The organism is Martinezella calliandrae (genome assembly GCF_030272695.1).
Lineage (GTDB): Bacteria > Pseudomonadota > Alphaproteobacteria > Rhizobiales > Rhizobiaceae > Rhizobium > Rhizobium calliandrae.
Genome location: NZ_JARFYN010000029.1, coordinates 14,255 through 36,654, shown reverse-complemented (window position 1 = coordinate 36,654; position 22,400 = coordinate 14,255). Strand labels below are relative to the sequence as shown.

At 58.2% G+C, this 22,400-nt stretch carries 19 protein-coding genes and 7 pseudogenes; 17 read left to right on the top strand and 9 right to left on the bottom strand.

What is annotated here, in order from left to right; genetic code table 11:
- Window positions 1-291 precede the first annotated feature (291 nt).
- Entirely contained in the window at window positions 292-1,254 is a 963-nt protein-coding gene (locus tag PY650_RS21020) for a phytanoyl-CoA dioxygenase family protein (protein WP_285881484.1), read from the top strand.
- 242 nt (window positions 1,255-1,496) lie between these two features.
- Here the strand turns inward: PY650_RS21020 and PY650_RS21015 are convergent, their stop codons facing one another.
- Both PY650_RS21015 and PY650_RS21010 read right to left on the bottom strand, forming a co-directional pair.
- Window positions 1,497-1,829 (bottom strand): alpha/beta hydrolase family protein, encoded by a 333-nt coding sequence (locus PY650_RS21015; protein ID WP_285881540.1) that lies wholly within the window; start codon window positions 1,827-1,829, stop codon window positions 1,497-1,499.
- Window positions 1,795-2,037 (bottom strand): helix-turn-helix transcriptional regulator, encoded by a 243-nt coding sequence (locus tag PY650_RS21010; RefSeq protein WP_432761557.1) that lies wholly within the window; start codon window positions 2,035-2,037, stop codon window positions 1,795-1,797. Before PY650_RS21010 ends, PY650_RS21015 begins: the two co-directional genes overlap by 35 nt.
- Before the next feature lie 90 nt (window positions 2,038-2,127).
- On the opposite strand from PY650_RS21010, the gene PY650_RS21005 reads away from it, so the two are divergent.
- Entirely contained in the window at window positions 2,128-2,694 is a 567-nt protein-coding gene (locus PY650_RS21005) for a hypothetical protein (RefSeq protein ID WP_285881482.1), read from the top strand.
- 149 nt (window positions 2,695-2,843) lie between these two features.
- On the top strand, window positions 2,844-3,596 hold the full coding sequence (locus PY650_RS21000) for a carbonic anhydrase (RefSeq protein ID WP_285881480.1): 753 nt from the start codon (window positions 2,844-2,846) through the stop codon (window positions 3,594-3,596).
- Between the two features lie 273 nt (window positions 3,597-3,869).
- Here the strand turns inward: PY650_RS21000 and PY650_RS20995 are convergent, their stop codons facing one another.
- Complete coding sequence (locus PY650_RS20995; protein WP_285881478.1) at window positions 3,870-4,487, bottom strand: TetR/AcrR family transcriptional regulator; 618 nt, start codon at window positions 4,485-4,487, stop codon at window positions 3,870-3,872.
- Between the two features lie 106 nt (window positions 4,488-4,593).
- On the opposite strand from PY650_RS20995, the gene PY650_RS20990 reads away from it, so the two are divergent.
- From PY650_RS20990 to PY650_RS20965, 6 genes and pseudogenes are all read left to right on the top strand, one after another.
- Window positions 4,594-5,670, top strand: a complete 1,077-nt coding sequence (locus tag PY650_RS20990) for an efflux RND transporter periplasmic adaptor subunit (RefSeq protein ID WP_285881477.1) — start codon at window positions 4,594-4,596, stop codon at window positions 5,668-5,670.
- A complete protein-coding gene (locus PY650_RS20985) occupies window positions 5,667-6,737 on the top strand; it encodes an efflux RND transporter periplasmic adaptor subunit (RefSeq protein ID WP_285881476.1) in 1,071 nt (356 codons plus the stop codon). Before PY650_RS20990 ends, PY650_RS20985 begins: the two co-directional genes overlap by 4 nt.
- Window positions 6,738-6,749: 12 nt before the next feature.
- Complete coding sequence (locus tag PY650_RS20980) at window positions 6,750-9,800, top strand: efflux RND transporter permease subunit (protein ID WP_285881475.1); 3,051 nt, start codon at window positions 6,750-6,752, stop codon at window positions 9,798-9,800.
- 12 nt (window positions 9,801-9,812) lie between these two features.
- On the top strand, window positions 9,813-11,060 hold the full coding sequence (locus PY650_RS20975) for an alpha/beta hydrolase (protein WP_285881474.1): 1,248 nt from the start codon (window positions 9,813-9,815) through the stop codon (window positions 11,058-11,060).
- 236 nt (window positions 11,061-11,296) lie between these two features.
- A pseudogene (locus PY650_RS20970) lies at window positions 11,297-11,692 on the top strand (arginine deiminase family protein); the annotation flags it as partial.
- A 40-nt stretch (window positions 11,693-11,732) separates the two neighbouring features.
- Complete coding sequence (locus PY650_RS20965) at window positions 11,733-12,659, top strand: cation diffusion facilitator family transporter (protein ID WP_285881473.1); 927 nt, start codon at window positions 11,733-11,735, stop codon at window positions 12,657-12,659.
- Between the two features lie 443 nt (window positions 12,660-13,102).
- Here PY650_RS20965 and PY650_RS20955 read toward each other — a convergent pair whose 3' ends face one another.
- The gene (locus PY650_RS20955; protein ID WP_285881472.1) at window positions 13,103-14,674 is read right to left on the bottom strand and encodes an acid phosphatase; all 1,572 of its coding nucleotides are present in this window, start codon (window positions 14,672-14,674) and stop codon (window positions 13,103-13,105) included.
- Window positions 14,675-14,892: 218 nt separating this feature from the next.
- On the opposite strand from PY650_RS20955, the gene PY650_RS20950 reads away from it, so the two are divergent.
- From PY650_RS20950 to PY650_RS20935, 4 genes and pseudogenes are all read left to right on the top strand, one after another.
- Complete coding sequence (locus PY650_RS20950; protein ID WP_285881471.1) at window positions 14,893-16,068, top strand: cytochrome-c peroxidase; 1,176 nt, start codon at window positions 14,893-14,895, stop codon at window positions 16,066-16,068.
- A 65-nt stretch (window positions 16,069-16,133) separates the two neighbouring features.
- Window positions 16,134-16,321, top strand: a pseudogene (locus PY650_RS20945) (antitoxin Xre/MbcA/ParS toxin-binding domain-containing protein); the annotation flags it as partial.
- Window positions 16,314-16,736: pseudogene (locus PY650_RS20940) on the top strand (RES family NAD+ phosphorylase); the annotation flags it as partial. The pseudogenes PY650_RS20945 and PY650_RS20940, both read left to right, overlap by 8 nt.
- A 368-nt stretch (window positions 16,737-17,104) precedes the next feature.
- Window positions 17,105-17,941: a bifunctional allantoicase/(S)-ureidoglycine aminohydrolase gene (locus tag PY650_RS20935; protein ID WP_285881470.1), complete on the top strand. Its 837-nt coding sequence runs from the start codon at window positions 17,105-17,107 to the stop codon at window positions 17,939-17,941.
- 316 nt (window positions 17,942-18,257) lie between these two features.
- Here the strand turns inward: PY650_RS20935 and PY650_RS20930 are convergent, their stop codons facing one another.
- The 5 genes and pseudogenes from PY650_RS20930 to PY650_RS20910 form a co-directional block, all read right to left on the bottom strand.
- A complete protein-coding gene (locus tag PY650_RS20930) occupies window positions 18,258-18,416 on the bottom strand; it encodes a hypothetical protein (protein ID WP_285881469.1) in 159 nt (52 codons plus the stop codon).
- Window positions 18,417-18,441: 25 nt separating this feature from the next.
- The gene (locus PY650_RS20925; RefSeq protein WP_285881468.1) at window positions 18,442-18,606 is read right to left on the bottom strand and encodes a hypothetical protein; all 165 of its coding nucleotides are present in this window, start codon (window positions 18,604-18,606) and stop codon (window positions 18,442-18,444) included.
- Window positions 18,607-18,937: 331 nt separating this feature from the next.
- Window positions 18,938-20,191, bottom strand: coding sequence for an ATP-binding protein (locus tag PY650_RS20920; protein WP_285881466.1), 1,254 nt, complete (start codon window positions 20,189-20,191; stop codon window positions 18,938-18,940).
- A 123-nt stretch (window positions 20,192-20,314) separates the two neighbouring features.
- A pseudogene (locus PY650_RS20915) lies at window positions 20,315-20,842 on the bottom strand (MobA/MobL family protein); the annotation flags it as partial.
- Window positions 20,843-20,908: 66 nt separating this feature from the next.
- Window positions 20,909-21,037: pseudogene (locus PY650_RS20910) on the bottom strand (ArdC-like ssDNA-binding domain-containing protein); the annotation flags it as partial.
- Window positions 21,038-21,344: 307 nt separating this feature from the next.
- On the opposite strand from PY650_RS20910, the gene PY650_RS20905 reads away from it, so the two are divergent.
- The 4 genes and pseudogenes from PY650_RS20905 to PY650_RS37445 form a co-directional block, all read left to right on the top strand.
- Window positions 21,345-21,611, top strand: a complete 267-nt coding sequence (locus PY650_RS20905; protein ID WP_285881465.1) for a type II toxin-antitoxin system ParD family antitoxin — start codon at window positions 21,345-21,347, stop codon at window positions 21,609-21,611.
- Window positions 21,608-21,903: pseudogene (locus PY650_RS20900) on the top strand (type II toxin-antitoxin system RelE/ParE family toxin). Before PY650_RS20905 ends, PY650_RS20900 begins: the two are co-directional and overlap by 4 nt.
- Window positions 21,904-22,035: 132 nt before the next feature.
- Complete coding sequence (locus PY650_RS20895) at window positions 22,036-22,260, top strand: hypothetical protein (protein ID WP_285881539.1); 225 nt, start codon at window positions 22,036-22,038, stop codon at window positions 22,258-22,260.
- Window positions 22,257-22,328 (top strand): annotated as a pseudogene (locus PY650_RS37445) (DNA polymerase III subunit alpha); the annotation flags it as partial. The gene PY650_RS20895 and the pseudogene PY650_RS37445, both read left to right, overlap by 4 nt.
- Between the last annotated feature and the right edge of the window lie 72 nt (window positions 22,329-22,400).

Here is a 22,400-nt window from a genome sequence, read left to right as displayed (position 1 = left end):
TTGCGACCTCTTAACCGGGTATGCCGCCGATCCGGATGACCGCGATTATCGTGCCACTTTCAAACAGGTCGCGCGCCGAGAGGGACATCGCCACAATGTTTCGACCAATGGCCATTGCATGTCGGACCAAGGTCTGAGACCCCTTCGAAGTCTTGACGTGCGGTAGATCGCCCCTATCTGTTGCGGTGCAGCAGATCGCGCGCCGCGTGGTAAGTGTTTCAACTTACAGTATAAATCTGGCGAACGGTCAGATTTTTTCGGGGCATCACACTTCCCAAGGGGGAAAGAATAATGCATAGCACTTCTCCGGCAAATGACCTGGAAAGCATCGCTCGCAGGGGCAGCCCCCTAAAGAGGATGGCGGTGCGGATTCCCACTTATCTTGCGGATATCAGAGAAAATCCGACATGGCTGCCGATGTTCGTACTGGCCCGCACCATGCCGTTCCGTCGCATGCACTGGCTGGTCACGAAAAATCGGCCGGTTTCCGACGGCAACGCTGGCCAATCTCTATTTGCCGGAATTGAGCAGGAGGCGGTCGTCAGAGCGCTGAAGGCGGAGGGCCTGTTTGCCGATCTTAGATTGCCTGACGCGATCCACCAGGAAATTGCGGCTTTTGCCCGAACGACACCCTGTTTCGGCAATTTCGACCGGAAGCTTGAATTCCTGGCCCCCGATCATGCCCGCGCCGAGCAGCAATACGGACGCTCAATCCTCAGCGGGCATTTCTTCGAACGTTCTCTCGATTGCAATGCCGTGCTGGCGGCCCAACACGATCCACTGTTGACCGATGTTGCCAGGCATTATCTCGGCGGGCAGGCACGCATCATCACGACCCGCATCTGGTGGACCTTTCCGACGAAATCGGCATCGGAAGCGGATCTCAGCCGTGCCTCATTCAAGTACCATTTCGATCTCGACGACTGGCGCATGCTGAAGTTCTTCTTCAACCTGGTCGATGTGGACGACAGCACAGGCCCGCATGTTTTCATCAAGGGCAGCCATAGGAAGCGAGCAGTGAAGCATCAGTTGACACTGCTGGTTGGTCATCCAGCCGATGAAATCTTGCGATATTACGGCAAGGATAGTGCCGTTACGCTGACCGGCAAGGCAGGCTCCGGCTTCGTTGAGGATCCCTTCGGTTTCCACATGGGTACGGCGCCGACCGAGAAGCCTCGATTGATGATGGAAATCGGCTTCGGTGTTTCGAAACCGTCGCGCCGCCGTTTCCATGGCGAACCGGTCCTCCGATAGGCTGCGCGGGATCCTTTTAAAGCAGCTGATAGCTGTTCGGCGCCGGCGCTTGGGTCGATGACCGTCCGCACGCCCACGGTTGTCGGAAGCCATTTTACAAGGAATTGTTCGAGCGCTGCGGCGCGCATATTTCGCATGAAGCCTGCAGAGAAAATAAGCCGAATGATCAACGCTTTTCATCTGAATGTGTCGATCGGTCGCGGTAGTACTGTTTAAAAAAGTTCCACACCTCAACCGCTGTCTCAAAATCGCTGCTGCATCCCCCGAAACGGTCCGTCTACCGGATTATTGTTACCGGACCCGACGAGATGGGGCCAGAAATGACCGCCGTTTTCGATGCGATACAATTGAACCCCAGTATCGGGCCGGCATCCGGACCATTGGACCAGACTGGCGCGGGTCAGGTCATGGGGATCAAGACGCGGCAGCGGCGTGGCATTTTCTCCGGTGCATCCGTCGATCCGGCGCCAATATTCCGTCGTCTCTGGAACGGAAAGCAGCCTTCCGTTGGACCTGATATAGCCGTCGTAGCGTTGCACCTCATCGCTTGTACCGTTCACCATCGTAACCGGCATGGGGTGGCCGGGCTTGCAATCTTTTTAGTGCTGCACCCAGACGATCCAGCAGGTCGACCGACGTATTGTGCTTTCCACGTTCAAGATCGCTAATCACCGTTCGATCGACTTCCGCATCGACCGCAAGGTTCTCTTGCGTGAGGTTGTTATGCCTCCGTAGCTTTCGGATGTGCCAGGCTATAATCCCCGCAGAATGCGAATTATGCAATCATGTCGGATATGTCCGATGGATTAGCGCAAAGCAAGATAGTTAAATCTCAGCGGAAATAAACCGAGCATTTTAGGCGAGGGCGGAACCATGGAAACGCATCAGATGATGTCGGGAGAATTTCGTACGAAGGGTATAGCCGACTCAAAAAAAGCGGGAAAACTGCAATCCGCGGTCAAGCTCGATCCCTTCTTGTTCGTGGCAGCCTTCCTGTCGCCGAAGGTGGATTCGGAGCTGCACCAACCGACACCGGCATTCCAAGAGGAAGATCCTGCTGTCTTACACTGGCAAGAGTGGATGACCGCTTACGAGCATTTTTCGCTGCTCTGCGAGCGGCAGCAGCGACTTGAAACAAAGTTATACTCGACGGTTGGTCCAAATGCGATGTCATCTGCCGCTTGGCAGACAACTGACCAGGTGGTCGAATATCAAGAAGCAAAACGGACGGAAGAATATGCAGCTGACATCGAGGATCGACTAGCAGCAGACCTTTGGAGCACCAGAGCGCTCTCGGTTGCCGGCGTTACGGCAAAGTTGTTCGCGATTCTGAAGAAGGGCGAACCCTCGAATGAGAACGAGGAATTTCCCTGGCCGGAAATTCGGTCGGTTCTCGCTGACCTGATTCGTGTTGGTGGACGAACTGACCTTAAGGACTAAATGCCAAGCATGGTACGGTTCGGGGTCGCATCGAGAGGAGCCGCAGCAGAGCTTGCTAATTCGCCACAAGGGGGAGACAATCGGGCACGGGTTCTTGTAGTACTTGCTTAGCCGGCTCCTTATGCAATCGCATCTACTTGGGGGTTACGATGGAAACAAGTTCAGCAATCCAGAACGCATGCACCTGCATTGACTGCTCGACGGGCGATACGGCGCGCAACAAGCGGCCGGACCTGTCGCGACGAGGCTTCCTGTGCAGGTCCGTAGTTGCCTCGGCCGCAGTGCTGGCGGGCGGCCCGGTCGCCGGTGTCAAGCCGGCGTCAGCCCAGAGCACGTTGACGCCGGACGAAGCTCTCAAGGCGCTGATGGACGGCAATAAGCGCTACGTCGCTGGTGAGATGGAATCTCTCAACGAGGATCTGTCGATCCTCAAGTCCAAGACCGCCGAAAAGCAGGAGCCCTTCGCCGCCGTGCTATCGTGCGCGGACTCGCGCGTGCCGGTGGAACTGGTCTTCGACCAGACCATAGGCCATGTCTTCGTCACGCGCGTCGCCGGCAACATCACGACACCCGAAATCATGGCGAGCCTAGAGTATGGCGTCGCCGTCCTCGGAACTAAGGTCCTCATGGTGCTGGGACACGGCAATTGCGGGGCGGTCAAAGCGACCATCGACGGCAAGTCGGTGCCGGGCCAGATCAGCGCGCTTTATGCGCCCATCCGCCCGGCCGTCGATGCCGCCGGGCCCGATCTCGACGCTGCCATCGACGTCAATGCGAAGATCCAGGCGGGCCTGCTCAGCCAAGCCTCCCCGATAATCGCGGGAGCGGTGGCGGAGGGCAAGCTGAAGGTCGTGCCGGCCCGATATGACGTCGCTAGCGGGAAGGTCTCATTGCTCACCTGAAGGCAACCATGCGCCCGAAGCGGTCGCGGACTTGACGCTCTTTCGGACCCTGCTAGACTAGTTTCCGTCCACAAACACGCGTATTTCGGTGTGTTTACAAGCGCTTGTCCTTGGCAGAGAGAGTGGCTTGGGGGCGACGGACAGGATCAGGGGCGCTGGTTATTGGGCAGTATGCAGTTGGAGGCGCTGAGGCGCACGCCACGAGGCCGGCAATGGCGACGACGGCGCAATTATAACGCATTTGGGCCTTTCCTTGCTTATGATCCGAGTGGATCACACGATCAGTCCGTGCAAAACGAGATCAATGTGTGCCTTTAGATAGCTTGCTTTGTCCAGCGTTCGCCGCTCATCAAAAAGGAGCTTGAAGAATAGGAAGGCGACGGCAGGCGCAACGACCGCATCGGCGAACGCCGCTGGCGCCGGTCGAAACTCCCCAAGTTTTATCCCTTCATCGATAATGGACTGCATTTGACGCTCGATAGGATCGATAAATATGTTGTGGTGCTTATCGACGATCTGTGGGAACCGCGAACCCTCGGCGATGACGAACCTCATCAGCTCTCGTAACTTGCGATCCTTGATTATGAGATCGTAGATGAGTTCGATATTTTTCTGGAGCCGCTCGGTAGCGGTCCCTTTCAGTTCAGTAGCGCTTGCCAGCAAATTTTCGAGGGGCGCCGAAATGTGCCGGATCATTGCTTCGAAAAGCTGCTCCTTGGTTTCGAAGTAAACATAAATGGTTCCCTTCGTAACCCCGATCCTGCTCGCAATGTCTTCAACGCGCGTGGCGACATAGCCACGCTCGACGAACTCCTCAAACGCAGCATCCAAGATCTGAACGGGCCGGCGAGCTTTTTGCTCTGCACGCGTGAGCTTCTTCTGATCATTCATGTCTTCACCTTGAGCGCTAACGCTGGGCTACCGTCAAGACAAATTCTATTGACTGTCTGGTCAGTCAATAATATTCGTCTGTCGAACGGATGCGAGAGGTCAAATCATGAAAACTGTCCTTGTCGCGGCCTGGCTCGGTGTCAGTGCCGTCGCGCTTGCCTCATGCGAAAAGCAAAGCGTGAGCGAGGCAAAGCCAAAGAACGTGGAGACCGTCGTGGCCAAGGTTACGCCGGTCGTCGATAACAACGCCATCACCGGCGAGATCAGCGCCCGCGTCGAGAGCGACCTTTCCTTCCGGGTCAGCGGCCGCATTGTCGAACGTCTCGTCGATGTCGGCTCATCGGTGAAGGAGGGCCAGGTGCTTGCCCGTATGGATGCCGAGGAACAGAAAGCCGATCTCGGCGTTGCCACCGCGAACCTGCAATCGGCGCTCGCCCAGCAGACGCAGGCCCAACTGGCTTTCGACCGGCAGCAGACTCTCTTCAAGACACAGGTTACGACCCGCGCTGCGCTCGATCAGGCCCAAGAAGCACTGCTGACTGCCCAGGGAAGTGTGAAATCGGCACAAGCTCAACTCGACACAGCCCAAGACGCGTTCTCCCATACGGAACTGCGCGCCGACGCCGATGGCGTCATCACCGCCAGAAACGCCGAAGTTGGTCAGGTCGCCCAAGCTGCACAGCTGGTCTTTACACTTGCGCATGACGGTCCTCGGGACGCCGTCTTCAACGTCTTTGAGTCGCTTTATCTCGGTCGCAAGCTTGAAAACAAGGTCGCCGTCAGCCTCCTTTCGGCGCCAGCTCACAAGATAGAAGCTTCGGTGCGCGAAATCTCGCCCACGATCGACTCATCGACCGGGACGATCAGGGTCAAGGTAGGTCTCGAAGAGGCACCGGACGTGCAGCTTGGTGCTCCCGTTGTCGGCTTTTTTCGGTCTGTCGCGCGGGATGCAATCGAATTGCCCTGGTCGGCAATGACCTCGAAAAGCGGGAAGCCGGCCGTTTGGATCATCGATCCCACTTCGTCGAGCGTGTCTCTTCGCCAGATCGATGTCTCCGGCTATGAAACACGCCGTTTTGCAGTACGGGCGGGCGTGTCTCCGGGCGAAATAGTGGTCGCCGACGGCACGAAATTCCTGCGACCGGGCCAAGTCGTCTCATACGACAAGGGAGCTGCAAAATGAATATCCGTATCACTGTCGGCGTTGCGGTCCTCGGGTCATTGCTGATGACGTCTTGCCAAAAGCAGGATGAAGCTCATTACGAGCCGGCGCGCCCCGTGCTTTCGGTTGTCGCCAAGTCCACCGCCGCTTCTGCCTTGACCCTGCCGGGGACGGTCGAGGCCAAGATCGAGACCCAGCTCGCATTTCGAGTTCTGGGGCGGGTCATAGCACGCAAGGTTAGCGTCGGCGACATCGTCAAAAAGGGTGACGTCGTTGCCGCGATCGATCCGCTTTCACTGGAGCTCGCGGTCAAGAGTTCGCAATCCGAACTCTCGAATGCCCAGGCGCAGTTAGCGAATGCCACGTCCACGGAAGAACGCCAGCGGTCCTTACTTGAAAGCCGATCAGGAAGTGAAGCGGCCTACGAAGAGGCGGAGCTTGGACGCAAGAGTGCGAGCGCTTCGGTCGCCAAGGCACAGGCCAATCTGGACAAGGCAGAGGAGCAGCTGGGCTACGCGCAGCTTCGCGCGGAATTCGATGGCGTCGTGACAGCGACTTCGGCTGAGGTGGGCCAGGTCGTGGCCGCAGGCCAAAGCATCGCCACCGTCGCCCGCCCTGACCAGCGCGATGCCATTATCGACATACCAGTGGCAAGCTTCGACGGTCTCAAGGTGGGGTCGCCCTTCGAGGTCGCTCTGCAGTTGGATCCGACCATCCGCGCAAGCGGTGTCGTCCGAGAGATCGCCCCAGAAGCCGAGGCTACGACCCGCACACGACGCACGAAAATTACGCTTGTCGATCCGCCGGCCGCGTTTCGCCTGGGCTCAGTCGTCACCGCAACCGCGACTGTTGTTGCAGATCCGATGACCCTGCTGCCGTCCTCATCCGTCTTGATGAAAGACGGGAAGCCGAACGTCTGGGTGGTCGATACCGCGGCTCGCAAGGTCTCCATTCGTTCGATCAAGATCGATGGTGACCCCGTCGAGGGCGGTTCCGTGAGGATCACCGAAGGCGTCAACCCTGGCGAGCGCATCGTCACTGCCGGAGTTCACAAGCTTGCCGACGGCCAGGCCGTCAGGGTAGATTAAGGAAAGATCCCCGTGAAAAAATTCAACCTGTCCGATTGGGCGCTCGAACACCGTTCGCTCGTCTGGTACTTCATGATCGTCTTCATTCTAGCCGGCGCGTTTTCCTATATCGGTCTCGGCCGTGAAGAAGATCCCGACTTCACCATCAAGACCATGATCATTCAGGCGCAGTGGCCTGGCGCGTCAGCGGAGGAAGTGACCAAGCAGGTCACCGAACGCATCGAAAAGAAGCTCGAGGAACTGGATTCGCTCGACTATACGAAGAGCGAGACGGTTGCCGGCCAGACAACCGTTTTTGTCGAGCTTCTGCCGACGACCAAGGCCAAGGATGTCAATGCCATCTGGACGCGGGTCCGCAACATGATTGGCGACATCAAGGGAGAATTTCCGAGCGGTGTCGTCGGGCCGTTTTTCAACGACAGCTTCGGCGACGTCTTCGGCAATATCTATGCCTTTACCAGCGACGGGCTGACACAGCGCCAGCTTCGTGATCTGGTTGAAGATGCGCGCGCCAAGGTGCTGACGGTTCCCAACGTCGGCAAAGTGGATATCATCGGCGCGCAGGACGAGGCCATCTATCTCGAATTTTCTACGCGCAAGATCGCCGCTCTTGGGCTTAACCAGCAATCCGTCATCGACACGCTTCAGGCACAGAATGCCGTCACACAGTCCGGTTTCGTCGATGCCGGTCCCGAACGCATCGCCTTGCGGGTCAGCGGCCAATTCACATCCGAGGAAAGCCTCAAATCGATCAATCTTCGGGTCAACGACCGCTTCTTTCCGTTGACCGACGTCGCGACGATCAAACGCGGCTACGTCGATCCTCCCTCATCCCTGTTCAGATATAACGGTCAGCCCGCGATCGGGCTTGCCATCGGAATGAAGAGTGGGGCAAATCTGCTTGAATTCGGAAAGGCGCTCGACAAGGAGATTGAACAGGTGACCGCCGACCTCCCGATCGGCGTCGACGTCCAACGCGTTTCCGATCAGCCCGCCGTCGTCGACGAGGCCGTGTCGGGCTTCACGCGCGCATTGTTCGAGGCGATCGTCATTGTCCTTGCGATCAGCTTCATCAGCCTCGGCGTTCGGGCAGGGCTCGTGGTTGCCATCTCCATTCCGCTCGTGCTGGCGATTACTTTTCTCGTCATGGCCTATTGCGGCATTTCCATGCAGCGTATTTCGCTTGGGGCTCTGATCATCGCCCTCGGCCTTCTCGTCGACGACGCGATGATCGCCGTTGAGATGATGGTTGCCCGACTGGAGGTGGGTGATGATCTAAGAAAGGCAGCGACATACGTCTATACCTCGACGGCCTTCCCAATGTTGACGGGCACGCTTGTTACGGTTGCGGGTTTTATCCCCGTCGGCCTTAACACCAGCGCCGCCGGCGAATTTACGTTCACTCTTTTCGTCGTCATCGCGGTTTCGCTCCTGGTTTCATGGATCGTTGCTGTGCTGTTCACGCCGCTTTTGGGCGTGACGATCCTTCCGAAGACAATGAAATCTCACCATGATCAGAAAGGTCGCGTGTCACGCGCATTTGCTTGGCTTTTGGGCGTCGCCCTTCGCTGGCGCTGGATAACTATTGGTGCGACTGCGGCTGCGTTTGCCCTCTCCATTGGCGGGATGAGCCTCGTGCAGCAACAGTTTTTTCCTTCCTCCGACAGACCCGAACTGATCGTTGACTGGAACCTGCCGCAGAACAGTTCGATTTCGGAGACGAACAAGCAGATGGCCAGGTTCGAACGCGAGATACTGGCCAACAACAAGGACATCGATCATTGGACGAGCTATGTCGGCCAAGGGGCCCCTCGCTTCATACTGTCCTTTGACGTGCAGACACCAGACGTCTCCTTCGGCCAGACGGTGATCGTCACCAAGGGACTTGACGTTCGCGACAAGGTCAAAGCTGAACTCCAGGATTATCTGACGAACACCTTCCCTGGAACCGATGCGTTCGTGAAGCTGCTCGACATCGGCCCTCCGGTCGGCAAGCCGGTACAATATCGGATCAGTGGGCCTGACATCCAGAAGGTCCGGGACATCGCGCAGCAATTTGCTGGTATCGTCGGCCAACATCCCTTGCTGTCCAACATGACCTTCGACTGGAACGAACCCTCGCGCGTCGTCAAAGTCGACGTCCTTCAGGACAAGGCGCGGCAATTGGGCGTTTCGTCACAAGATATCGCAACGGCTCTCAACGGCATCGTCGAGGGAACGGCGGCGACAAACATTCGGGACGACATCTATCTGGTCGATGTGATCGGCAGGGCCCAGACGACCGAGCGCGGCTCGATCGAGACGCTGCAGAACCTTCAACTCGCCGGCTCCAACGGCAAGTCCGTGCCCCTCTCGGCAGTTGCCAACTTCCACTACGAGCTGGAACAGCCGACGATTTGGCGGCGGACACGCATACCGACCATTACCATCAAGGCCGCGGTTGTCGGATCGACACAGCCGGCGACGATCGTCAACGAACTGCAGCCGAGGGTCGACAAGTTTCGGAAGGGCCTTCCAAGTGGCTACCGTATCGTCGAGGGCGGTTCGGTCGAGGAAAGCGCAAAAGCGCAGGGACCAATCGTGGCGGTAGCGCCACTGATGCTGTTCATCATGGCAACGATCCTGATGATCCAGTTGCAGAGTTTCAGCCGGCTCTTTTTAGTCTTCGCCGTCGCACCTCTGGCACTGATCGGTGTCGTCGCAGCTTTGCTACTCAGCAATGCGCCGTTGGGATTTGTTGCGATCCTGGGTGTCCTGGCACTGATCGGCATTCTGATCCGCAACTCGGTGATCCTCGTTGTCCAGATCGAGCACCTTCGCAGTGAGGGTGTGAGAGCTTGGCAAGCCGTCGTTGAAGCGACGGAACATCGCATGCGGCCCATCATGCTGACGGCCGCCGCAGCGACGCTGGCGCTCATCCCGATCTCCAGGGAGATATTCTGGGGTCCAATGGCCTATGCGATGATGGGCGGAATTGTGGTTGGCACGGTCCTGACGCTGCTCTTCCTGCCGGCACTTTATGTTGCCTGGTTCAGAATTCCCCGCGAAGAACCACAGCACTGACGGGATGACCCTATGTTTAAGGCTGGACGAAGAGCCTTTGCCGGCAGCGGCCGTTATCTGCTTGCCAGCGTGCTGATGGCTCTCCCGATATTGGGAGGATGTGCGGGACGGCTGGAGAATGTTCTCCAGCCGCTTGCAACCGCAGGGCCAAGCACGAGCACGGTGGACATGCTAGTGGCGACGACGCGCCAGCCGACCGACAAACCGGGCGAACTTTACTCCGGCGAGCGGGGAACGGCGATTTCCCTCAATGATATCGTCGTTTCCATCCCTCCGGATCGAAACCGCAAGGTTGGCGAGGTGCAATGGCCGTCACATGTGCCGGCAAATCCCGAAAAGGAATTCGCCGTCCTGAAAGTCGGAGAGGTTGCATCGGAACGCAGCATTTTTGAATGGTTCAACAAGAGGCGCAACGCCAAGCGGCAGGTCGTCATCTTCGTGCACGGCTTCAACAACACCTACGCCGATGCCGTCTTTCGCTTCGCGCAGATCACCCATGATTGCGGAACGGATGCCGCGCCAATCCTCTTCACCTGGCCCTCGCGCGCCAATGTCTTCGACTATATCTACGACAAGGAGAGTACGAATTTCTCACGGCGGGCGCTGGAGGATCTGATCCTGCAATCTGCCAGAAGCCCCGATGTCGGCGAGGTGACGATCCTGGCTCATTCCATGGGATCCTGGCTGACCGCAGAGGCCTTGCGCGGGGTTGCCATGCGCAACGGGACGATTCCGGCCAAAGTCAGGAACGTTATCCTGGCCTCGCCCGATATCGATATCGACGTGTTTCGCCGGCAGATGATCGAAATGGGGCCGCAACGCCCGCATTTCACGATCTATTCGTCAACGAGGGACAAGGCGCTGCAGGTTTCGCAATGGCTCTCCGGCGGCGTCACGCGCGTCGGCGGCTTCGATTCGACCCCCTATGCTGCGGATCTGGCAAAGCTCGGAGTGACGGTCATCGATACGAGCTCAGTCAAAGCAGACGACGCGTTGGGCCACAATACGTTTGCCGATAACAGGGACATGGTCCAGTTGCTTGGACGGCAGCTGGCAGGACAGTCGCTGGACACCGGAAAAGCCTCGCTCGCGAATCGAGTGGGAATGGCAGCCGTTCGAACGGCCGACCTGGCGGGATCAGCAGCAAAGATCGCCGTCGTCGCTCCGATGTCGATCATAAGCGATGACGCGAAACAGGTGTTGAAACAGCAACTTTCCTCAGGGTCGCAGCCTATCGTTGATGGGAAAATCTCGTACTAGGGGCGGAACAAGAGGAGTTCGAAAACCTGAGCTCTCATGACCGTCATGGGTGTGATGAAGCATAGGCTGCCTTCGCCGAGTTTACATCGACGGCGGTTGAATTCAACCTGACCGGTGTGCCGCGATCCGATCGGACGACGATTGATCACGCTCTCATCCGCGGATTGTTTACCTTGGAGAATGATGGTCATTGAGTCTAAGATCGAACGGATCGAGAACTCTGGTTGCTGTCCCCGGTTGCGGGACTTGCGATCAAAGCTTGGCGCGGGTTGCGACCTTTATCACTTCCCTTTCAAGGCGGCCTGGAAACCGAGTTCGCCAACCGCCTATTCCCGACACGCTGTTCCAGCGCGATCCGTGTTGCTGGATCCATGGAGGATGGAAGGTGCGACGCGTCACGCCGATCGGAACGGCACAGTGCTGATCGGCATGGGCCAGCCCACGACATACTATTAGGTTAGGTGGCTCAGGCGCTGTTCCGCAGCACGGCGGCGAAGAGGATAGTCGGCTGCCTGATGCCGAAGAGGCGGGCGGCGATGTATCTCGATACTGTTTTCAGCTTCTGCGACAGGGATATCGTAAGGTTATTCGCTGAGGCAGTGGATCAGATCCACCGCTACAGCATGGATCCAATTGAGAGCGCAGTGTCGTACGGATATCGGGGAGGTGCCAATGTGGAACGAGCAGGGGTTTCTGCAGATATCGATTGCTGCCACCCTCGTGGTCGCCGCACTCGGTGTCGTGTTCGGCATATTGTCAGGGTCGTTCTCCATCGCCTTCGATGGTATCTATTCGCTGGCGGATGCGGCAATGACCGGGCTTGCCCTGTGGGTATCAAGCCTGATTGTAAAGTCGGTGCAAATCGACGCACTGTCGGGTAGAATTCGCAACCGTTTCACCATGGGCTTCTGGCACCTGGAGCCCATCGTCCTGATGCTCAACGGCTGTTTGCTCATGACGGTCGCGTCCTATGCGCTGATTAACGCAGCCATGAACATCCTCAATGGCGGGCATCAGCTGCACTTCGGCGTGGCGATCGACTACTCGGCGGCTATGGTGCTTGTTTGTGCGGTGATGGCCATGATGGGCATCAGGCTGAACCGCAGCCTCAAGTCGGACTTCATTTCGCTTGATATCAAGGCCTGGATTATGTCCGGCGGCATCGCATTGGCCCTCCTGATCGCGTTCCTGATCGGACTTGCCGTCCAGCAGACACCTTCTGCCTGGATCGCCAACTATGTCGATCCCGTGGTTCTCGCCCTTGTCTGCCTGGTGATGATTCCGCTTCCGATCGGCACCGTCTGGAAGGCGTTAACAGAAATCCTTCTGATTGCTCCAAGCGACCTCAAGGATCACGTCGATCATGTCGCATCGGAAACGGTGCACCGCCTCGGGTTCTCCTCCTATCGTGCCTATGTCGCGCGGGTCGGCCGGGCGACGCAGATCGAGCTCTATTTCATCGTCCCTGGGGGGCTGCCGCCGAAGACGGTTGAGGAATGGGATATGCTGCGCGACGAAATTGGTGCTGCAATCGGCGATGAGAGTGCCAACCGCTGGCTGACAATTGCGTTTACGGCCGACGCGGAATGGGCGGAATAAATGCCTTTAAATTTGCGCCCTTAGACGCCAAATGTCTTTTGGTGCAATCAACGCCGGTGCGCTCGACGACAGTCGTAACAGCGACGTTTTAACGAGACGAAAAGAGCCATCGCCATGTGGCTTGATTTCGAATTCGTCGCGATGACGCGCGACATTGACGAGGTGAAACGATGTCACAGGTTGGACAAAAAGGCTTTGCCGACAGCTGCCATCTGATTCCACCTGCGATCTCCAGCGGTAGCGCCACATTGTCGAAGGCGGTGCGCGACGACAGAAGGTTGAAGTGCTGGAAGATCATGCCAATCTGGCGGCGCAAGCCACGCTGCCGCGGGTCAAGGAAGTCGAGGGCTTCCGAATCGTTAGGGCGTCGTGATCAGCCGGCCATGTAGTCTTCCACCCACGGCAAATCCTAGTGCAAGGTTGCGGGTGTTCGTAGCCCTGTTTCACTTGTCCTTGAGTACGAGTGCGCTGGTCAAATCGCCGAGCGGTTTCTGTTTATGGGCGGCGATAGCAGCGTCGCGCACGATGATACCGTGCAGGGTCGGCAGTTCGAAACGGCGCGTGACGAAACGCAGGATCGACGTCGTGTCCATGGGCGTGTGATCGACATAGCCGTGCCGCGCATAGGGCGAGACGATAATTGCAGGAATACGCGAACCCGGCCCCCAACGGTCGCCTTTGGGCGGCGCCAAGTGATCCCACAGGCCGCCATTTTCGTCATAGGTGACAACGACCAGCATATGTGGCCATTGCGGACTCTTCTCCAAATGCGCAATCAGATCGGCGATATGGGCATCGCCAGCCTCAATATCGGCGTAGCCTGAATGCTCATTAAGGTTGCCCTGCGGCTTATAGAAAGAGACTTGCGGCAGCGTACCGGCATCGATCGCTTTGATGAACTCAGCGCCGGCCAAGCCGCCATCCCTCAGATGCTCCGCCCTGGCTGCGGTGCCGGGAGCGAAATTGGCATAGTAGTTGAAAGGCTGGTGGTGATATTGAAGATTCGGCACCGGGTCCTTGTTGCCGTGGTCCAGCACATCCTGCCATGCCCCACCATACCAAGCCCAGCTCACGTGCTTGAGGCTAAGCATATCGCCGATGGTTGGGTCAGTTTGTGGCGGCAATGTTGTTGGCTTGTTCGGATCCGCCAATGCCTTATCACCGTCGGGCGCGGGACCGTTACCGCTCGGCTGATAGGGCGGCTGCATGGTGTTGACGGCGTAAAAATCGGGCGTGAGATTACCGTCGCCGACGAACTTCGGAACACCGTCGATTGCCGATTTTGGTGAATTGGCGGCGGTCTTGAGCGTCACCCCGTCGGGCTCAACCACCGCGATCGAAGGCTTGGCGGCGCTGGTGTCGGCGTTGGCATAATAGGGCGCACAGGCGCAAATCAGCCATTGGTGGTTAAGGAAGGAGCCGCCGAAAGCGCCCATGAAGAAATTATCGGCCAACACGTATTTCTGGGCGACCTTCCACATTGCCATCTTCGAGCCGTCCCACAAACTCATGGCTAGCGCGCCAGAATCGGCATAGGCGACGAATTTGTCGTTGCGTCCGCCGTCGATCTGCATCTGGTTCTGATAGTAACGGTGCCAGAGGTCGCGCGTGATCGTATTCGGGTTGAGGTTGAATCCCTTGGAATCGTCCGCGTGGAACGGGCGATTAGGCAGATGCTCCGTCTCCGCTTGGGTCACCGGCGGTGTCACGCCTTTGGCGGTGAGACCCTCCCAGATCGGAGGCAGATCACGGAAAGGTTTGCCGTCGCGATCGCGCTGGACGCGCGCACTTGCCGGCGCCTTCGAAATCCCGTTAGCCCCTGGAAAACTGCCATAGAGATTGTCAAAGCTGCGATTTTCCGCATAGATCACCACTACAGTGTCGATCAGCTTCAGATCACCGGCGGTATTCGGCGCAGGTCCTGCCATTGCGGCGGAGACGCCGGCGATAGCGGGGCCCAACGCCGCCACAGAAAGACCTAACGCCCAAGCGGTTGCAACAGTGATCGTTTTCATTCGGACCGGTCCCCCAGAATTCGGTGCGCCCCACCTCTGTAACAGCTTATCCGTGCGACCAGCTAACGCAAGCATTAATTGAAATAATTCTAGAATCCGGCTAACGACGGTGTTCTCGGGTGGAGAACTGTGATTGAGGGGACGCAACTGTAACGATGCAATCCAATTCGCGTACAAGGCAGTGGGTCCCGATCTGCGCTGCCGCTGCATTGGTGTTCATGACGGCCTCAGTCCATACGGGCCAAGCTTTGTCGCGAGCCGACGTCCGACGGCAAACACAGGCCTTGGCGGCGCTCGGCAAAGCCCTGTTCTTCGATCCCTCCCTGTCTGCGTCAGGCAAGATGGCGTGCTCGTCCTGCCACGATCCCAGCCATGCCTTCGGCCCAAACAATGACCAGGTGGTACAGCTCGGCGGCAGCGACTTGCATCGGGCCGGGTTGCGGGCGGTGCCCTCGCTCAAATATCTGCAGGTAGTGCCGCAGTTCACCGAGCACTTCTTCGAATCCGAGGACGAGGCCGACGAAAGTGTCGATAACGGCCCGACCGGCGGCCTGACCTGGGACGGCCGGGTCGATCGCGGCCACGAGCAAGCAAGGATTCCTTTGCTTTCTGATTTCGAGATGGGCAACAAAAGCGAAGCCGAAGTCGTCCGTCACCTGCTTGCCGCGGGCTACGGGACGGCGATCACCGATATTGCTGGGTTAAAGGCCGTCGGTGATCCGGCAATCGTCTTTCGTACGGCGCTCAAGGCACTGGAAGTCTTTCAGCAGGACTACCGAACCTTCTATCCGTACTCGAGCAAATATGACGCAGTGCTGGCTGGCAGGGCCGAGTTCACGCTACAGGAGGCAAGGGGGCTGAAGCTGTTCAATGCAGCCCAGAAGGGTAATTGTGCCTCCTGTCACGTCAGCCAGCGCGGGAATGACGGCACGCCGCCGCAGTTCACTGACTACGGGCTGATCGCTATTGGCGTGCCCCGCAATCGCGACATTCCTGCGAACAAGGATCCGGCGTTCTACGATCTTGGCCTTTGTGGTCCCCTGCGCACTGATTTCGCGGGGCGAGAGGATTATTGCGGGCTCTTTCGCACACCAACACTGCGCAATGTCGCTCTTCGCAAGACCTTCTTCCACAATGGCGACATCCACTCTTTACGCGACGCAGTTCGCTTCTACGTCGAACGCGAGACCCGTCCGGAGCTCTGGTATCCGCGCAAGCCCGACGGAAGCCTAGACAAATACAATGACCTTCCGGAGGCGGCGAAGGCCAACATAAACAGTGACCCGCCTTTCGACCGCAAGGCAGGAGACGAGCCGGCGCTTTCGCCCGCAGAAATCGACGATGTCGTTGCTTTCCTCGGCACGCTTACCGACGGCTACGAACCGTTGGAATAAGGGCGTGCACGGCCATGATTTGCCCGACGCCGCGGCCTGGCCGGCAGATCGAGCAGGCGGGCGATCGAGAGCAAAGCGGACGAACTTGGAAGTTCGCCGAGATCCTGGCAAAAGCAACGGATGTGTTGGGGACGCAGGCCGAAGCCGGGCAATGGCTGGAGCGTCCCGCGATCGGCCTTGATCAGCACTGTCCGATCGACCTCTTGGGCACGCCAGCCATCTTACGCGGCTTGAATTCGGCGTCTATACATGACGCTGCTGCAGTCGCGCTTGGAGGCCCCGAGCTCATCGGCTGGCGGCTTGATCAAACCATCCACGCCTCGACCTGGGACAGTGGCGAGGGCGAATACCGCGTTGGCGGCCGATGGAACAGCAGGGGTGTGCGAGCCGTCTACTGCTCGATCGACCCCGCCACGGCCATCCTCGAAGTCGCTGTGCACAAAGGGTTTCGGTCGCTCGACACCGTTCCGCACACGTTGACGGCGGTGATCATCGGTGACGTGTCCGAAATGCAGGCGTGCGGTGACGACCTCCTTAAGAAGCACCGCTTCGTTGCGATGCCCAGTGCCGTTTCATCGCATAGCTGGAATCTCGTCTTCGTCGCAGGTAGTGCGGCCGGCGCCTACCAGCTCAAGTTTCAAGAACCGTTCGCTCTAGATGCGAGGCTGCAATCCACCGAGCTGAGCCCGCCAAACATCTCGCGCGCCGCGAAGACGCGCGACGAGCTCGTCACGGTCCCCTCGAAGTCGCCTTTGTCGGCATCGTGTAGCTCAACGGCGCCTTCCCCCATTGACGCGTCTGATTGTCGGTGCAGGCTATACGACGCCGAAGGTCAATGCTTATGATTATCCGCGCGTCAAGGAAATGTCGCGCGGCAACTGCGCCTAGTCGATCGTCAACGGGGAGCAAGATCGTGACATTGTCAGCGAAGGCGGGAGTGAAGTGACGCTGTATTAGGGCTTTGCCGCTATCCGTTAGTGAGATGGGGATGAAGGCCACAGCCTCCCAGAAAATTGTAAGAACGAAGGGCGAGAAGATGCAAAAAATCTACTATTCCTCCCTCGGTGGCCACCCGCCGCAGAGCGATCTCTTGACGGGACGTGCCGTCTTCACCGAGGCCTATGCGGTCATTCCCAAAGGGGTCATGCAGGATATTGTCACCAGCTTCCTGCCCTTCTGGAACCAGACGCGTTGCTGGGTGATCGCCCGCCCGCTTTCCGGCTTTGCCGAGACCTTTTCACAATATGTCATGGAAGTGGCGCCGGGCGGCGGCAGCGACCGGCCGGAGCAGGATCCGGAAGCCGAAGGTGTCCTCTTCGTCGTCGATGGCGAGATCGAACTGTCGATGCCAACCGGTAAATACATTCTCCAGCCAGGGGGCTACGCCTTCCTGCCACCGGGCCTCAAGTGGTCGCTCCACAACCGTGCGGGTGCTCATGCGCGTTTCCACTGGATCCGCAAGGCCTATGAGGCCGTCGAAGGGTTGGATCATCCGGAGCCGCTGATCCTTAACGAGAAGGATATCACGCCCGCAGCGATGCCCGGCACCGAGGGGCGATGGGCAACGACACGCTTTGTTGATCCGTCCGATCTGCGGCACGACATGCATGTGACGATCGTCACCCTGCAGCCAGGCGCGGTCATTCCCTTTGCCGAAACCCATGTGATGGAGCACGGTCTCTACGTGTTGCAAGGCAAGGCCGTCTATCGCCTGAACCAGGATTGGGTTGAGATTGAAGCCGGCGACTTTATGTGGCTGCGCGCCTTCTGCCCGCAAGCGTGCTACGCTGGCGGCCCAGGTCCGTTCCGCTACCTGCTCTATAAGGACGTTAATCGCCACATGACGCTCCGCCCTTTCGGCTCGCACCGTTAAGCAGGACTCGTTCTTCATGGGCCTGCAGCGTATCGCTGCGGGCTCTAGGACTCCAAAGTAGTGCTGGCCGTGAACCCATAAAGCACCGGGCGGACGGCTTGCCAGAGTCCACTATGCCCCCGATAGCCGACGTATTGTTGCATAGCAGGGAAACGGCGCGATGGGTGCCAAGAAGAGACGCCGTTACCGCACGGCGCAATCCATCAGCTCGGCATGATTTTAGCCGATCCTTCAAAAACTGTTAGAGACATTCGCCTAATAGTTGTCAGGCTGGGCCAAAACTGATTTTGCGCGAACAGCATGGGCGTTGGTTGGCTCATTCCGCCCATTCCAGGTCGCCCGTGAAGACGACGGTTAGCCAGCGGTCAGGCCCTTCGTCGCCGATCGTGCCACCGATCTCGTCGCGAAACGAATCCCATCCGGCGATGGCCTTCGGCCCGATGTGAGAAGAAACGATGAAATAGAGTTCGATCATTCGTAAACGGCCGACTTTCGCGGTATTAGGCGCGATAGTCGGCGAAGCCGCGCTTTGCCACAAAGGCCTGCGCGACGGCGTCGACGTGCTGCTTCAGGTCCGCCGTCGCCGCTATTTTTTTCGGTGGGCAGGACCATATCAGACATATGATGGTGCGGTTGTTTTCGCTCAAGCGCTGAATGTCGGTCACGTTGATCTTGTCATGCCGAATGGTGACGCCGACCTCGACATGAAAAGCTGATTGATGGAGCGGATCGCCTGAGGGCCCGTCGGTACTTTGAGGTCGTCATTCCTGCCGGAAAACGCAGCCCTTCGTGGATGGCCGCTTTAAATCAGCCGCCGACCGGATTTCAAACGGTCACACCTTGACTTTCAACCGGTCATCTCTCTGCCGCCCTTGCGCTCGCGATATGGAAAAGCGGGCTTGCCGTACTGTCCTGGCGATCGCAGTTCGAGCTAGGATGAGCGACATTCTTAAAGACTGGCACGGATAGCCCGGCCCCCTGACCGCCCGACGCTGCTCACATTGTCCATAGAAGAGATAGCGGGGCAGCTTGGAGCTTTTCTCCAAATGGCGTCACTCGGTCGTGGTCGTGTAAGACGAGGCCTCGCACGAAACGATCGCCGACCGCGTCTTGTAATTGGCGCAACCCGCGAAAATCGTCAGACTTCACCGTTGCAGACGCCCTTACCTCTATTCCAACAATCCGGCCGCGCCGATCCTCGATAATGACATCGACTTCATCTCGGTCTCTCGTCCGGTAGTGCGAAAAGGATAAGCGCCGGTCTGACCAAGATGCCGACTTCAGCAGTTCTGAAACCACGAAGCTTTCGAGCAGAGCGCCAAATCGAGTTTTGTCGTCGCGCAACAGATCCGCTTCATCCTCGCGCAAAGTGGCAAGCAAGCCCGTGTCCAGAAAGTGAAGCTTTGGCGTCTTAACGAGCCGGTTCAAGCGGTTGTTGGACCACGGGACAAGTGTCCTGATCAGAAAGAGGCGCTCGAGTATGGCAACGTATTTCTGTGCGGTGATGCTCGACAATCCGAGCGCTGCACCGAAACTGCTGTGATTGACCAATTGTCCGGCGTGCTCCGCTAGGACATCGAGCAGCCGCGGAAGCCGGTCCAATTGGTCGATGTTGGCGATATCACGCACGTCGCGGTCGAGGATCAATTTCACATAATCTTCCAGCCAAGCAGTCCGCCGGCTTGGCGTCGGCCGACGCAAAGCTTCTGGGTAGCCGCCCTGCAGCACTATCGCCATTAGGTCGTCGCCAATCACGGTGTCCTCCCCGGCGGAAGGCTCCTCGCCGGCGAACAGCCGATCCAGCAGACGACCCGGGGTGGACCGGATCTCAGATTGGGCAAATGGCAATAATGGAACAACGGCCATACGACCGGCGAGCGAGTCTGCAATCGCCGGAACGGTGGCGAGATTTGCCGAGCCTGTGAGCAAGAATCGCCCGGGCTCGTCATCGCGGTCAACGCTTTCCTTGATCGCCAGTATCAGTTCGGGCGCCCGTTGCACCTCGTCGATCACGGCCCGTTTGATGCCTCGGATAAAGCCGATCGGATCGGTCCTTGCTGCATTCAGCGTACCGACATCGTCGAGGGTGATAAATGGACGATCGGTGCCAGAGACCTGTCGGGCAAGGGTCGTCTTTCCGGCTTGCCGCGGACCGGCGATGAGCACGACACGTGTGTCAGCCAGCGCAGTTTCGACGATCGGTCGGGCTTTGCGCTCAATGAGCTTTTTTGGCTGCGGCGAATCTATCATCGGCTATCATTAACCGGATTCGCGGCTAATTTAAAGTATACGTCCGGCAGATTTTAATTCACGGTACGGCTAGTTAATAGCGGGGACAGCCCAGCCAGTGGCGCGCCCCGTCGAATTACTGTTATCGAGACCGGCCATCGCCAGATGCCGATTCTGGCAGGCAAACCAGCCGTCGCGATACGCATTGAAGTCGTCGAGGCTTCCGGCCCAGAGTTCGTAGACGATCTTGCCGGCATCGTTGCGGATCGGATTACCGTCCGGCCCGAGAACTGCAAGCTTCTTGGCGCCGAACCCGTCCTCGGTGAGTGGCCGAAGCGTCGTCATCAGGTGGACGTGCGGATTGCCTGGAGCATCGTGATAGACCCAATCTGCGACCATCCCTTTGGCTGTGATGTGCAGTTGGACAAAATCTCGAACAAGCGCGATGTTCTGCGCAGCCGTCAGCTCGATCGGCAGCGCGATCGTCACGTCTTTGGCGATCTGGGCATCGGAGCGCTTCTCGAAATCCTCGACCCTGTTCCAGAAGGCTTCTGACGCGCCGGAGACAGAGCGATCGGCAATCATCAACTGCAGCCACTCGGGAGCGTTGGCCGGGATGACGAACTCTTCATGCAGGAGGCCCTGCTTGCGAGTGTAATCGATCGTTCGTGCCAGAGCCGAATGATAATGGTAATGATCCGGCAAGCCGTCGATTTGCTCAATGTTGAAGGTGGTATAGGCTTTCAGGAACGGGATTTCCCGGTCGATCTCACCGCCCTTGCCGTCGTCTTCCGACTTCGTGAAGCTGCTGGCGAAGACCACGGTCGTCCTGCTTTCGCCTCTGCGGACCGCCCCGCCAAGCTGCAGGGCTTGCTTGAAGACACTTCCCGGACCGCAGGGCGGACGGATCGGCGCAACTGCGCCCGAGCGGCCCTGGCAGTCAGGGCGAGCGCGGCAAAGCCTTGCGGGAACGACGGCCAGGGATGCGCCGGGGCGATTGAGCGCCGACGGCGCCGGGAAGCTCGGTCTCCGTGAAGGTTTGCTCTGCTTTTCCTCTTTCTTTCCATTTTCTTATCTCACCTCACACATTCGGAATGAGGGTGAGCGCGAAGAGGATTGATAATAGTTGATAAGCGGCCTATTTTGTGTTCCATCACATTCGATGGAGTACAGCATGATTAGTGCCGATCTGGGAAAGCAGCTCGAGAGCTATATCCAGCAGCTCGTCGATACAGGCCGCTATGGCTCGAAAAGCGAAGTTCTACGGGAAGGTGTGCGACTGGTCCAGGACCGCGAGACCCGGCTTGCCGCACTGGATGCTTCCATCATGCGCGGCATTGCCGATGCCGACGCGGGCCGAACGAAGCCGGCGAGCGATGTCTTCGAGCGGCTCGAGACAAAATATCGCGCGATGGCTGACCAGGCCGAAAAATCGGTATGATCCTGGAATTTTCCAACGAGGCGGAAAACGATCTTGAGCAGATTGCCGATTATATCGCACGGGAAAATTCCCGGCGCGCCCTTTCATTCGTCCGGGAGCTGCGGAGCAAGTATGAGGATCTCGCCGATAGTCCGAGCGGTTTCGCGCTCGTCCCCCGCTACGAACACCATGGCATCCATCGGCGTGTCATGGCAACTATCTGATCTTTTGCCGCGTCGAAAACGCGAAGGTGGTCATCGTCCATGTATTGCATGGCGCCACCGACTATGGCGCTGTCCTATTCGGTGATTAAGTTCGATCGGTCGATCTGAGACGATCTCTCGCCCGAGCAGAGCTAAGCGGTGATTTTATCCGCCCCGGCATCTTCTCACACGGACGCCGCGCGGGACAAATGTTATGTTATAACTGATGCGGGGAAGTTGGAATGTCCGCTTTTGTGCAAAGTAGAAATGTCCGCTTGGCCGCCAGGCGGCACGACGATCAGCCCCGATCTGACCGGCTGATCCGGTTGCAAGATCAGACCGGGGCGGGTGAGGGACACCCCTTCGAGGACGAGACTGGCCAGACGTTCTGGATCTATCGCAGCGGCGACGGTATCGATCCGGAGACGGGCTCGCATCGATGGTTCATGCATGGAATCTTCGCATGAGATACGCCCAGCTGCAGGTCACGACCCACTTCTCCTTCCTCCGCGGCGCATCGTCCGCCGACGAGCTATTGCGACGGCGAAGATGAAAAAGCGCCAGGCTGCGATCGAATTGACGACAACAACGATGCAAGTCGGCGTCG

Excerpts from the sequence above, each read along its gene's own strand:
- PY650_RS20920 (WP_285881466.1), bottom strand. The coding sequence starts at position 20,191 with ATGATAGATTCGCCGCAGCCAAAAAAGCTCATTGAGCGCAAAGCCCGA.
- PY650_RS20905 (WP_285881465.1), top strand. The coding sequence starts at position 21,345 with ATGATTAGTGCCGATCTGGGAAAGCAGCTCGAGAGCTATATCCAGCAG.
- PY650_RS20985 (WP_285881476.1), top strand. The coding sequence starts at position 5,667 with ATGAATATCCGTATCACTGTCGGCGTTGCGGTCCTCGGGTCATTGCTG.
- PY650_RS21020 (WP_285881484.1), top strand. The coding sequence starts at position 292 with ATGCATAGCACTTCTCCGGCAAATGACCTGGAAAGCATCGCTCGCAGG.
- PY650_RS20995 (WP_285881478.1), bottom strand. The coding sequence starts at position 4,487 with ATGAATGATCAGAAGAAGCTCACGCGTGCAGAGCAAAAAGCTCGCCGG.
- PY650_RS20930 (WP_285881469.1), bottom strand. The coding sequence starts at position 18,416 with ATGATCGAACTCTATTTCATCGTTTCTTCTCACATCGGGCCGAAGGCC.
- PY650_RS20990 (WP_285881477.1), top strand. The coding sequence starts at position 4,594 with ATGAAAACTGTCCTTGTCGCGGCCTGGCTCGGTGTCAGTGCCGTCGCG.
- PY650_RS20950 (WP_285881471.1), top strand. The coding sequence starts at position 14,893 with ATGACGGCCTCAGTCCATACGGGCCAAGCTTTGTCGCGAGCCGACGTC.
- PY650_RS20955 (WP_285881472.1), bottom strand. The coding sequence starts at position 14,674 with ATGAAAACGATCACTGTTGCAACCGCTTGGGCGTTAGGTCTTTCTGTG.
- PY650_RS20895 (WP_285881539.1), top strand. The coding sequence starts at position 22,036 with ATGTCCGCTTTTGTGCAAAGTAGAAATGTCCGCTTGGCCGCCAGGCGG.
- PY650_RS21005 (WP_285881482.1), top strand. The coding sequence starts at position 2,128 with ATGGAAACGCATCAGATGATGTCGGGAGAATTTCGTACGAAGGGTATA.
- PY650_RS21000 (WP_285881480.1), top strand. The coding sequence starts at position 2,844 with ATGGAAACAAGTTCAGCAATCCAGAACGCATGCACCTGCATTGACTGC.
- PY650_RS20935 (WP_285881470.1), top strand. The coding sequence starts at position 17,105 with ATGCAAAAAATCTACTATTCCTCCCTCGGTGGCCACCCGCCGCAGAGC.
- PY650_RS20975 (WP_285881474.1), top strand. The coding sequence starts at position 9,813 with ATGTTTAAGGCTGGACGAAGAGCCTTTGCCGGCAGCGGCCGTTATCTG.
- PY650_RS21015 (WP_285881540.1), bottom strand. The coding sequence starts at position 1,829 with ATGCCGGTTACGATGGTGAACGGTACAAGCGATGAGGTGCAACGCTAC.
- PY650_RS20965 (WP_285881473.1), top strand. The coding sequence starts at position 11,733 with ATGTGGAACGAGCAGGGGTTTCTGCAGATATCGATTGCTGCCACCCTC.